This window comes from Streptococcus hyointestinalis, from assembly GCF_041225505.1.
Classification (GTDB): Bacteria; Bacillota; Bacilli; order Lactobacillales; family Streptococcaceae; genus Streptococcus; species Streptococcus hyointestinalis_B.
Genome location: NZ_JBCLSK010000004.1, coordinates 70809 through 83038, shown reverse-complemented (window position 1 = coordinate 83038; position 12230 = coordinate 70809). Strand labels below are relative to the sequence as shown.

The window sequence follows — 12230 nt, the reverse complement described above, 5'->3', positions numbered from 1 at the left end:
ACCAGTCTCCTGTAAAGTACAGAAAACTGGCCTCATGAATGTGTTTTTCTTGTGTCCCATTATAAGGGTGCAGTGCCCTAGACTACTTTTTTACTTTGGATGTGCTTTAGATAGAATAGCTTGGGCTGATAGGGACAGCTTTTTCTCTTCCTCCTCGCTCAAGGACAAGGGGTAAGTGGAGACAATGCCGCCTCTACCAACGATAGCTGGATAGCTGAGATAGACTCCAAACTGCTCATGATAAGTCGAGACAGGATAGACACTACGGCTATCTTGGAAAATGGTCTCAATCAGCTGTTGGCAACACTTGGCGATGGCAAAGTTGGTGTAGCGTTTGCCATTAAAGACTGCCTGACCGCCTTTGCGTACGCTCTCTTCAAAGCTGACAGGCTCAATACCAGACAGCAAAACCGTATCAACTGTCGACCAAGCGATAAACTGCGAATCCCCATGCTCACCAAGCACATAACCTGATAGCGAGCTGGGATTGATACCAGTTTCCTGCCAGAGCTGTCTCTTCAGACGGCTGGTGTCCAGCAAAGTTCCTGTCCCAAAGATTTTTTCCTTTGGATAATCCAGCTCTTTTTGGAGCAATGTCGTGATAGCGTCGCAAGGATTTGAGATGACGATGATAATGCCAGCAAAAGCAGTTGCTTTTAGCTTTTCAGCGATGTCTTTGACATTCTTGCGGTTAATTTCTAGCTCCACCCAGCGGTCGGGATTGTCTCCGAAGTAAGCCTTGATGTCACCAACCGAGATGACTAAAATCTCTGCATTAGAAAGAGCTGTATAGTCATTTGTCCTGATAGTGACAAAACCTCTACTTGCAGCAAAGCTATCCTCCAAGTCCAGCTTGTCTGCTAGGAGCTTATCTTCCCTTTTATCAATCAAAACAAGCTCATCAACAGCTCCAGACTGTACCAGATTATTTGCTAGAGTGCTTCCGACATTTCCTAAACCAATGATTCCTACCTTGTGCATACCTTCTCCTTTTACTATAAAAAGACAATAAAATGAATGGTGTCATCTTTATAAGTGACCTTGATACTCCCTTTAAACAAATGCACCATGCTCTCTGCGATGGACAAACCAATACCATAGCCCGATGTCTCGCTATGGTGCGACTCATCCGCTCGATAGAAGCGCTCAAAAAAGCGACTGTAGTCCACATCACGCCCAGCCACATAAGTGTTTGAGACTGCCAAGCGAGCTCGTCTGCTGCGCTTTGGTTTGGTCAGAGTCACACTGACTGTGCCTTCTGGATCGCAGTATTTATTGGCATTGTCCACTAGCAAAGTCACCAGCTCAAAGAGGGATTTCTCCTCTGCCTTGACATGGATATTGGGCTGGATGGACATCTCAAAGGACTTGCCGTCACGAATAACTGGTCCTTTAAAGTCCTCAGCCGCATCCTCTGTGATGGCTGAAAAATCCAAATCTTTTAGCACCAACTCCGGCTGCTCTTCTAGCCTTGCCTGCGTGACTAAGCTATTGATAAGCCCTGTCAGGCGAACAATCTGGTCTTTAGTGGACTTAGTCCACTCAGACTCTCCGTTCATGAGTTCTTCAAGCTCAGTATTGGCAGAGATAATCGCTAGAGGCGTTTTGAGCTCGTGCCCTGCATTAGTGATGAAGCGGCGCTGTTTCTTGTAATTATTAACGAAAGGACGAATGGCACGCCCAGAAAAGACGACAATCACCACCACAAAGAAACCAAGACAGACGATACTCAGCCAGACAGCGGTATTTAGCAGGCGATAAGATGTGGAAGTAAAGACCGAAACGTCCAGCACCACCAGTAGATAAGTGTTGTTTTTTTGCTTGGTGACCTTATAGGCATAGGGCACACCCGATATACGAAGACGCCCCGCACTATCACCAATGTCAAAAATATCATTGCTGTAGCTCTCAACCTCATCCTCACTCAAAGCTCTGATGTGGTCAGTATTGAGCGATTTTATCTCGTTGTTTCGAGACAAGGTCGCACTGAAATAAGAATAGCGACTCAGCGTGTCCTCCGTCACAGGCTCGCCCAGAGCTTGACTGATTTCAGAGAGCTTTGGAAATTCACCGCCATTGTCTGAGAGAACGGTTAGGATATTGTTAATTTGGGTGTTGCTCTGATTGTCAACGACTAGCGTGGTAATGCCAAAAACCGTCCCCAAAATAACACAGACAGCTGCTGTTGCGATGGCGATAAACTGCAAGCGCAGCCTTTGAAACATATTGAGTCGGAAAAAAGCTAGCGTCCTATTCATGCGAAACCTCAACTAGGGTGTAATCACGTCCCTCATCTCCGATAATGTCCAAGTTAGCACCGATAGATTTCAGCTTCTGACGCAGATAAGACACGTACATAAAGACATAGCCGCTGTCGACACCATCAGCGTCATTTGACCAGACATGGTTAAACAAACGCTCGGTTGAGAGAGTCTTGCCGACATTGAGCATGAAAAACTCGAGCATTTTGGCTTCTTTACCAGCTAAGCGAATGGTGTTTTCACTGCTCAGCTCTTGCTCACCGACGTTAAGTGTAACGCTGCCAACCTCAAGGATATTAGGCGTGAAGCTATCCACTCGTCTTGCCATTGAGCGCAGGCGTGCCAGCAACTCTTTTAGCGAAAAGGGCTTGGTGAGATAGTCATCTGCTCCAGCGTCTAATCCTGTCACACGGTCATCAATCTCAGACATTGCCGTCAGCATGATGATGTGCGCTTGACTGCCTGACTGTCTGATTTCCTCAACGGCTTCGATACCTGTTTTCTTTGGCATCATGACATCCATGACCATAACGTCATAGGCGTTTTGGCTTGCCATATCTACTGCCATCTGCCCATCCTGTGCCACATCAACCTTGTAGCCCTCATGGGCTAGTGCGGTGCTTAGCACTCGTGCCATCTGCACTTCATCTTCTGCAATCAATACCCGCATTACTCTTCCTCCTTGCTACTCTCCACGATAAGCTGTCTAATAGTCTGCATGGTCAAATCAACTGACGCCATCTCATCAGCGCAGCGCTTGAGCTCACGCACGATCCTCTCGGGATTTTTAATCTCGTGCTTGTACTTCATCTGGTGCTCGAGACTCGCCCAAGAATCCTGCGCAATCGTGCGCAGTTGAATCTCGATGAAATAGCGCCCTGGCTGATTGCCCTCACAATCTGGTCTGTCCGTCTCAATCTCTAAAATCAAGTGATAAGAGCGATAGCCATTGGGCTTGGCATGTAAGATATAGTCCTTTTCAGTGACAATCCTACAATCCTCGTAGTTTCTGATAAGCTCCACCAGTCTATAAATGTCATCCACAAAACCGCAGATAATCCGTAGACCAATGCTGTCACGAATAACTTTGAGCGCTGATTGTTCGGTTTCTGGCAGACCTTTTCGCCGGCACTTTTCACGCATACTGTCCTCTGCTTTGATACGAGCGTTGAAATGCTCATAGAGTTTGTAGCCTGTTTTTGCTTTTTGGGCTTTGTTTTCAGCCATGATACGCTGGCTAAAGGTCTCTAAAATCTCCTGCAAATAGGGTTCGTATTCCCCATAAATACTGGTATCCATAACTTGCCTTTCTTATCGTTACTTTCTATCCATTATAGCACACTAAAGAGGAATTGCACCTTAAAAGGTCATCAATAAAAAGCGATGAAAGTCTCTTTCACCACTTTTTGCTCTTATTCATCAACGATGGTAATGGACGCACCCAGCGCACGCAATTTATCAATGATATTGGCATAGCCACGCAGGATGTACTCAATATGGGTAATCTCTGTCTTGCCTTTTGCCATCAAGCCAGCAATAACCAAAGCAGCACCAGCTCGTAAATCAGACGCAGCAACCTGTGTCCCTGTTAGCTCATTTGGTCCATGCGCTACGATACGACCGCCAACAAGACTGATGTCAGCTCCCATACGAGCGAGTTCTGGCACATGATTGACCCTTTTTTCATAAATGGTATCAATCACCTGTGAACGCCCATCAGCTTTTAGTAAAAGCGGTGTCAGCGGTTGCTGCAAATCTGTCGCAAAACCTGGATAAGGCGCGGTTGTGACGGAAACACCACGCAAGCTGTCTTGCTTTTCAACAAAGATAGCGTCCTCTTCGACCGTCATACGAACACCCATCTCCTCAAGCTTAGCGATAAAGGACTCCAAGTGTTCGTAGAGGACATTACTCACACGCATCCCCTCGCCAATAGCTGCCGCAAGAGCGATATAAGTACCTGCCTCGATACGGTCTGGAATGACCTGATGACGTGTACCGTGCAACTCCTCGACACCGACGATAGTAATGGTATCTGTCCCCGCCCCACGAATGTGAGCGCCCATGTTATTGAGCAGGGTCGCCACATCAATGATTTCAGGCTCACGGGCGGCATTTTCAATAACCGTGCGTCCTTTTGCCTTGCTGGCTGCAATCATGGTGTTGATGGTTGCACCAACAGAAACAGTATCCATATAAATGTGCGCTCCGTGCAATTCCTCACCTTCTGGAACGGCAATGCGCATGACCTCACCCTCATAGGAAACTTGCGCTCCCATAGCTTCAAAGGCTTTTAAATGCAGGTCAATAGGACGTGGACCAAGGTCGCACCCTCCAGGAAGCCCTACAATCGCACGCCCAAACTTGGCTAAAAGGCTACTGTAAAAGTAATAAGACGCTCGGAGATTTGTCACTTTTGAAAAGGGCAAGGGCATGTCTTTGAGCCCTCTTGGGTCAATGGTGAGACTTGTTCCACAACGCTCCACATGCACACCCATATCTAGCAAAATACCAATGAGATTTTCCACATCTGAAATGGCAGGCACGCCGTCTAATGTCACGACATCATCTGCTAGGATAATGGCTGGAATGAGGGCAACGACGCTGTTTTTAGCGCCCGAAATCACCACTTCACCCTTTAAAGACTTGCCACCTTCAATTACAATTTTTCGCATACTGTCCAATCTTTCTTATACATGAATTCAACCTTTTCATTTTACCACAAGCCTACCTCTTTAGCAATAACTTGCCCTTAGTTTCTCCTACTACGAAATTTTATCAATCTGTCAATCAAGAGAATAAAAAAGCTGCTAAAGCAGCTTTTTGTCTTAGGCATTCTTTTTGACAAGTCTTGTCAGATAGAGTGACAAAAGAAGAGCGATGAGGTAGATAACGATGAAAACCAGCAAAGTAGTGGTGTAATTGTTAAAAAGCTCATAGGTGGACGACAGCAAAATAGGACCTGCCAAACCTGCCATTGCCCAAGCCGTCAGAGCAAAACCGTGAATGGCTGCTAGCTCTCTTGTCCCAAAAATATCACTCAGATAAGCCGGCAAAAGCGAAAAGCCAGCACCGTAGCAAGTCATGACAAGGGACATAGCAATGATAAAGATAATCGGTGCGTGAGCGACCAACAGCAGCGCAGAGATGATAAGACTCACCACCAACAGAAGCGTAAAGGTCAGAGGACGTCCGATGTAGTCTGACAAAGCTGCCCAGAGAAGACGCCCAAAGCCGTTAAAGAGTCCTAGGATACCAACCATAAGAGCTGCTGCTTCTGCTGACATACCAGTCATGTCCTGCGCCATAGGTGACGCTGCTGAAATTAAACCCAATCCACAGGAAATATTGATAAAAAGCATAAGCCAAAGCAGGTAAAATTCTTTTGTTTTTAGGGCTTGATTAGCAGTCATGCCTTTTTCAGCAGGTGTGGTAGAATGTTTTTTAGTGCTTGCTTTAGACAGACTGGCAAGCTCTTCTTCGGTCGGTCTTTTGATAAATTGTGAGACGACAAACATAACCACAAAGTAGATGACCCCTAGGATGTAGAAGGTCTTGCTGACACCAAAATCAGCAATCAAGACTTGAGCAATAGGACTTGTCAACAGCGAAGCAAAGCCAAGTCCCATAATGGCAAGACCTGTCGCTAACCCCCGCTTATCTGGAAACCACTTGATAATGGTAGAGATAGGCGTGATATAGCCAGCACCCAGTCCCAAACCGCCTAAAATGCCATAAGCAAAGTAGAGCAACCACAACTCCTGTCTATCAATGGCAACTCCTGTCAAGATATTGCCCAGCGCATAGAGAACAGCGGAAATGGTCCCTGTCACCCGTGGTCCGAACTTTTCTACCAGCCGCCCCATAAAAGCAGCCGACAATCCGAGAAAGAAAATGGCCAGACTAAAGGCAAAAGCAACGGACGATGCACTCCAGCCCGTCTCTTCCATGATAGGATTGCGATAGACACTCCAAGCATAAGTTGACCCCAACATCAAGTGCAGGATAATGCCCGAAATAGCAACGATATAGCGATTGGTTTTCTGCATGAAAAACTCCTTATATATGAACGTTTTATTATTTTTTTGTTTTATCGTTCGTGTTTAGTCTAACAGCTTTTCACCTAGAAACCAATTCATTTGACTGGAAAACGCTTTCTTTGTTACGTGATAAAAAAGCTCCTTTACAGGAACTTTTCATTTTATTGCACAGCTGCTTTAAGTGCTTCAACCTTGTCCACTTTTTCCCACGGAAGGTCAATGTCTGTACGTCCCATATGTCCGTAGGCTGCAGTTTGCTTGTAAATGGGGCGTTTCAAATCCAACATCTGGATGATACCTGCTGGGCGCAGGTCAAAAATAGCACGCACAGCCGCTTCTAGCTTGCTTTCAGCAACCGCACTTGTCCCAAATGTATCAATGCGCACTGATACTGGGCGAGCCACACCGATAGCGTAAGCCAGCTGAACCTCTGCTTTTTTAGCTAGACCGGCTGCGACGATATTTTTAGCAATGTAGCGTGCCGCATAAGAAGCCGAACGGTCTACCTTGGTCGCATCCTTACCAGAGAAGGCACCGCCTCCATGGCGAGCATAACCACCATAGGTATCAACGATAATCTTGCGACCAGTCAATCCTGAGTCCCCTTGAGGTCCACCGATAACAAAGCGCCCTGTCGGATTGATGAAGTACTTGGTGTCCTCGTCCAAATATTTTTCTGGAATGACAGCCTTAATCACTTGCTCAATCACATCTTTTTGGATTTGCTCATTGGTCACGTCTGGGTCATGCTGGGTTGAGATGACGACGGTATCCACACGCACGGGTTGGTCATTTTCATCATACTCGACAGTGACTTGGCTTTTAGCATCTGGGCGCAGGTAAGACAGAGCGCCTGACTTTCTCAAATCAGCTAGTTTTTTGACCAACTTGTGAGAAAGCGAGATAGGTAGTGGCATGAGCTCTGGCGTCTCGTCTACCGCAAAGCCAAACATGAGTCCTTGGTCACCCGCACCAATCAAATCAAGCGGGTCTTGGTCTTTATTGCCACGCACTTCAAGAGCTTCATTAACCCCTTGGGCAATGTCTGGCGACTGCTCAACCAGTGACGGATGAACCCCGACAGACTCCGCAGAAAAGCCGTACTCTGCTTTGTCATAGCCAATCTCTACAATAGTATCACGCACCACACGGTTGATGTCCACATAGGCTGTTGTGGAAATCTCACCAAAAACGTGGACGCTCCCTGTATAAACGGCTGTCTCTGCTGCCACGTGCGCTTCTGGGTCTTTTTCCAAAATCGCATCTAAAATAGCATCTGAAATCTGGTCGGCAATCTTGTCTGGATGTCCCTCAGACACCGACTCCGAAGTGAATAATTTACGTTCTGACATGAACGGTCCCCCTTTTAATAAATAGTGTGTTAAAAAGTTACAAAGCACTGACCAAATAAAGCGGTCACCTTATCGGGACTTAATAACTGTTTAAGTATAACACTTTTTAGCCTTTATAGAAATAGCTGACACCTGATTTTTGATAAAAACTTTATATCAGTATTTCGCCAAAACTATTGTATAATGGTCTTATGACAAAAGGAAATACAAGTTACACAGATAGATTAGACCCCCAGTGGTTGCAAAAAGAGCTCGCTTTTTCAGTGACTTTGATGGAAAATAGCCAGTCCACACAGCTCGACGCCAAAAAAGCCAAAGAAAAAGAAGCCCTCGTGCTTCCTCATCTCTTTATAGCCAACCACCAGACAGCAGCTGTCGGGCGCTTCTCACGTCCCTTTTTTGCCAGCAATAATCAAGGTATCTACATGTCTCTCTACCTGCCAGTAAAAGCCGAAAAAGAGCTGTCTACCTACACCATGATGGCAGCTTCTAGTATCGTCAAAGCGATTAAAAAATTGACCCACATCGACACACAGATCAAATGGGTCAATGATATTTACCGCAATGGTAAAAAAATCGCTGGTATCCTAACAGAAACCACAACCAATAAGAAAACAGGGCAAACAGACGGTGTCATCATCGGTATCGGGATAAACTTTGCTATCTCAGACTTCCCAGTGGAGTTACAAGAAAAAGCAGGCAGTCTTTTTGACGACACGCCCTCTATCAGCCGAAATGCCCTCATCAAAGAGATTTGGCGACTCTTTTTTACCATTCCAGAGTATGACCATATCAAGATTTATAAGGAAAAATCGCTGGTACTTGGACAGAGAGTGCAGTTTAGTGAAAATGGCAAGCGCTTTTCAGGTCTTGCCACAGACATCCTCAATTCAGGGACACTTGTCGTAGAGCTAGACAATGGCGAGGTCAAATACCTCTCAAGCGGTGAGATTAGTCTTGATTCTTGGTCAAATCAATAATAGCGTCTGTCGCTTTTGAGACGAGATAAGCACGACGCAAATCACGATACAGCAAAAATGCCCAAACGCCTGCAAAGAAATAAGACCCTGCAAAAAAAGCTTCATTCATAAAGTAAGTCTCAGCTGCACAAAGAACAGCTGTCAGTAAAAAACGTTGTATGTTCATAAAACCATTATACCACATTCTCAAAAAGAGAGGCTAGTTGTACTAGTCTCTCTTTTAGTTCTAATCCTCCACCAGCTCAATCTTATCTGCTAGAAAGTGAAAATTTTCTGGGATGGTGGAGTCTAAAATGTTTTCCTCAGCAGGTTGGTCCTGCTGCTGCACTTTTCGCTGCTTAGCAAACTCTCCACGAATGCTGTTAAAATCCGAACGCCCAACCGCTAAGATGTTTGGTGAGAAGCCAGCGACCTTGCTCATGATATTACCAAAAATAGCGTTGAGGTCTGAGCGTTTCATGGCTTGCTCGGCGTTAAAGGCAGCGTCAAAAGCCAAAATGGCATTTTCACTATTGGCTAGCACTGGCTCTGAACCACGTAAAAGCGCCCTGTCCTGAACGGAAATGCTGTCCAAGATTTCATTCCAAGCGCTCTTGAGCGCTTCGAGGTACTTCCGTGACTTCTGACTGTCGACCACCGTTTCTTCCATGATGGTCAAAATCTTAGCTCGGTCTACCTTGTAGGTAAAGCTACTCTTAGCTCTGGCAGGAGTACTGCTAGCTTTTGGCGTCTGCGTGCGCAAGCGCTCTATTTCTTGCTTGAGCTCTGTTATCTCGCTACGCAGACTATCCAGCTTTTCAGCGACACTTTCTGGTAAAGTTGTAGTCTTACTTTCTGCTAGCTCGACCAGCTGAATAGTCATCATCTCGGCATAAATCCTTGGCTGACTGGCAGACTTGATGACACCAAGCTGCTCGGTGACCGTGTCAATCATCTCAAAGAGCATGTCATTGTCTAAGGACATATTTTCTTTGAAATCTTCGGTTTGGCTAGACAAGCTCCCGCCTGCTTTTGCCACCAGTAAATCTCGCAAATAAACCAGCAAATCCGTCGCCAAACGGCTCATGCTCTTGCCACTATCAAAAATCGTCTCCAAGTTTTCCAGCGCTTTATTGGCATCTTTTTGAGCGATATGATAGACATACTCGTCTAGAGCTCGCAAAGAGATACTGCCCGTTATCTCCTCAGCAATGGCAAGCGTCACACGATTGTCAGCGCTAAGACTCAGCGCTTGGTCGAGAATAGACAGGGCGTCCCGCATTCCCCCTTCAGCTCGTCTGGCAATAAGCGTCAGCGCTTCTTTCTCATAGCTAATCACTTCTTTCTCCAAAATAGAAGCTAAGTGTTCTTCAATCGCCTGCTGTTTAATCGCCTTGAACTCAAAGCGTTGTACACGAGAGAGGATAGTCGCTGGAATCTTGTGCAATTCCGTCGTCGCTAGAATAAAAACGACATTCTCCGTAGGTTCTTCTAGCGTTTTCAAAAGAGCGTTGAAAGCACCTGTTGAGAGCATGTGCACCTCGTCGATGATATACACCTTGTAGGTCGCACGGCTCGGAGCATAGGTCGACTTATCTCTGATGTCACGGATTTCATCGACACCGTTATTGGACGCCGCGTCAATCTCGATAACATCCTCAAGCGCACCGCTGGTGATATCTCGGCAAATATCGCAGTGATTGCAGGGCTCGCCGTCCACTTGATTGGGACAGTTCATGGCTTTAGCAAAAATCTTAGCTGCGCTGGTTTTCCCTGTCCCACGTGGTCCAGAGAAAAGATAAGCATGACTAATCTTACCTGACGCCACCGCTTGCTTGAGCGTGGTTGAGATAACCGACTGCCCCACCATCTCATCAAAAGTCTGGCTACGGTATTTACGGTATAAAGCCTGATACATTATGCTCTCACCTCAAACATTGAAAAGTCCCACTCTGTCCTTGACAACAGAATATCTAAAAATGCCTGCAAAAAGTCTAGGTCAAGGTCGTCATAATCTGCTACTTTCTGAGAATCCAAATCTAAAACACCCAGCAAATGCCCGTCCTTTAGCATAGGCAGGACAATCTCACTTCTTGCTGCTGAGTCGCAGGCGATGTAGTTAGCGTGCTTGGTCACATCCTCAACAATCATCGCTTTTTGCGACTGAGCGACCTCACCACAGACACCCTTACCAAGCGCAATCCGTACACAAGAGACGTGTCCTTGAAAAGGACCTAGGACAAGCTCATCTCCGTCGTAGAGATAAAAGCCAGCAAAAACGGTGTTTGGCAGAGTTTCTCTTAGCAGAGCTGAGGCGTTTGCGAGGTTTGCGATAACATTTGTTTCCCCTGTAAATAGCGCTTCTGCCTGCGCTAACATGAGCTGATAGTTTTCTTTTTTTCGTGCTTTTTCCATACTGTTTATTATAGCACATTTGCCACACAAACGCTTTAAATGTAAGTAAAAAACAAGATGAGAAACTCATCTTGCCTTTACTAATCAATGGTAATCATGGCTTTGATAGTCTTACGCTCTTGCATGTCCTTATAGGCTTGGTCAATGTCAGAAAGACAATAGGTTTGCGTAAAGACCTTTCCTGGGTTGATGTCACCATCAAGCACTGCCTTTAAAAGCACCGCCTTGTCATAAGTCGTCACAGAAGCTGGACCACCGGCAAAGATAGTGTTTTTCATAAAGTAATCGCCCATGTTGATGTCGCCTGTGTGAGGGACACCGACACGTCCAACGACTGCACCCGGACGAGTAATGGCAATAGCTGTATCGGTAGACAAGTGTGTCCCCACGCACTCAAGCGCCGCATCCACACCGTCACCATTTGTCAATTCCAGAACCTTAGCGATACCTTCTTCACCACGCTCAGCCACGACATCTGTCGCCCCAAACTCAAGAGCGAGCTGTTGACGGTCTTCGTGACGACTCATGATGATAATGCGCTTAGCGCCACGCAGTTTGGCTGCGATAACCGCACACAGACCAACCGCACCATCACCGACAACGGCAACCGTATCGCCTGCCTTGACATTTGCCACACGTGCAGCATGATAGCCCGTTGGCATCACATCTGCTAGTGCTAGGAAGGATTTTAGCATACCTTCGCTATAATCGTCGGGCTGACCTGGGATTTTGACCAAGGACCAATCAGCATGGGTGTAGCGCACATACTCTGCTTGATAGCCGTGTGAGAAGTTAGTTGCAGCAGAATGACTTTGACAGCCTCCCTCAAATCCCGCACGACAAGCAGCACAATGCCCACAGCCATGCGTGAAAGGAGCAATGACAAAATCTCCTGCCTTTATCGTGTTGATAGCGTCGCCAACCTTTTCAACAATCCCAATGATTTCATGTCCTGAATTGTCTGAACCGGCTTCTTTGGCGTCATCTCCTCGGTAAGCCCACAAGTCAGACCCGCAAACACAAGTGCGCACCACACGGATGACCGCATCGTCTTGCTCTATGATTTCTGGCATGGCAGCTTCTTGGATAGCTACTTGACCTTCTTTGATAAATACAGCTTTTTTCATTGTATTTTCCTTTCTGCTCTTTGTTTGTCTCCCATTATAAGCTTTTACCTTAAAAATAACAAATACCTATTAGTTA

12 protein-coding genes are annotated in these 12230 nt (G+C 46.2%); 1 reads left to right on the top strand and 11 read right to left on the bottom strand.

Annotated elements, in window-relative coordinates; all coding sequences use genetic code 11:
- Positions 1-90: 90 nt before the first annotated feature.
- From AALA56_RS02110 to metK, 7 genes are all read right to left on the bottom strand, one after another.
- Complete coding sequence (locus AALA56_RS02110; RefSeq protein WP_369908548.1) at positions 91-981, bottom strand: lactate/malate family dehydrogenase; 891 nt, start codon at positions 979-981, stop codon at positions 91-93.
- 14 nt (positions 982-995) lie between these two features.
- Complete coding sequence (locus AALA56_RS02105) at positions 996-2225, bottom strand: sensor histidine kinase (RefSeq protein WP_369908550.1); 1230 nt, start codon at positions 2223-2225, stop codon at positions 996-998.
- A 25-nt stretch (positions 2226-2250) separates the two neighbouring features.
- Positions 2251-2931, bottom strand: coding sequence for a response regulator transcription factor (locus AALA56_RS02100; RefSeq protein ID WP_369908547.1), 681 nt, complete (start codon positions 2929-2931; stop codon positions 2251-2253).
- On the bottom strand, positions 2931-3560 hold the full coding sequence (locus AALA56_RS02095; protein ID WP_369908546.1) for a GTP pyrophosphokinase: 630 nt from the start codon (positions 3558-3560) through the stop codon (positions 2931-2933). Before AALA56_RS02095 ends, AALA56_RS02100 begins: the two co-directional genes overlap by 1 nt.
- Positions 3561-3673: 113 nt before the next feature.
- Positions 3674-4936 (bottom strand): UDP-N-acetylglucosamine 1-carboxyvinyltransferase, encoded by a 1263-nt coding sequence (locus AALA56_RS02090; protein ID WP_369908545.1) that lies wholly within the window; start codon positions 4934-4936, stop codon positions 3674-3676.
- Positions 4937-5089: 153 nt separating this feature from the next.
- Complete coding sequence (locus AALA56_RS02085) at positions 5090-6310, bottom strand: L-lactate MFS transporter (RefSeq protein ID WP_369908544.1); 1221 nt, start codon at positions 6308-6310, stop codon at positions 5090-5092.
- Between the two features lie 152 nt (positions 6311-6462).
- Positions 6463-7653 (bottom strand): methionine adenosyltransferase, encoded by a 1191-nt coding sequence (gene metK / locus AALA56_RS02080; RefSeq protein WP_369908543.1) that lies wholly within the window; start codon positions 7651-7653, stop codon positions 6463-6465.
- Positions 7654-7844: 191 nt separating this feature from the next.
- Between metK and AALA56_RS02075 the strand changes: the two genes are divergently transcribed.
- Complete coding sequence (locus tag AALA56_RS02075) at positions 7845-8633, top strand: biotin--[acetyl-CoA-carboxylase] ligase (protein WP_369908542.1); 789 nt, start codon at positions 7845-7847, stop codon at positions 8631-8633.
- Here the strand turns inward: AALA56_RS02075 and AALA56_RS02070 are convergent.
- The 4 genes from AALA56_RS02070 to AALA56_RS02055 all read right to left on the bottom strand — a co-directional run bounded on the left by AALA56_RS02070 (position 8605) and on the right by AALA56_RS02055 (position 12154).
- Positions 8605-8799 carry a DUF3272 family protein gene (locus AALA56_RS02070; protein ID WP_164683264.1) on the bottom strand — a complete coding sequence of 65 codons (195 nt, stop codon included), beginning with the start codon at positions 8797-8799 and terminating at the stop codon, positions 8605-8607. The two genes, AALA56_RS02075 and AALA56_RS02070, sit on opposite strands and share 29 nt — an antisense overlap.
- A gap of 60 nt (positions 8800-8859) precedes the next feature.
- A complete protein-coding gene (gene dnaX / locus AALA56_RS02065; protein ID WP_369908541.1) occupies positions 8860-10530 on the bottom strand; it encodes a DNA polymerase III subunit gamma/tau in 1671 nt (556 codons plus the stop codon).
- On the bottom strand, positions 10530-11027 hold the full coding sequence (locus tag AALA56_RS02060; RefSeq protein WP_369908540.1) for a GAF domain-containing protein: 498 nt from the start codon (positions 11025-11027) through the stop codon (positions 10530-10532). Before AALA56_RS02060 ends, dnaX begins: the two co-directional genes overlap by 1 nt.
- An 80-nt stretch (positions 11028-11107) precedes the next feature.
- On the bottom strand, positions 11108-12154 hold the full coding sequence (locus AALA56_RS02055; RefSeq protein ID WP_369908539.1) for a zinc-dependent alcohol dehydrogenase family protein: 1047 nt from the start codon (positions 12152-12154) through the stop codon (positions 11108-11110).
- Positions 12155-12230 lie beyond the last annotated feature (76 nt).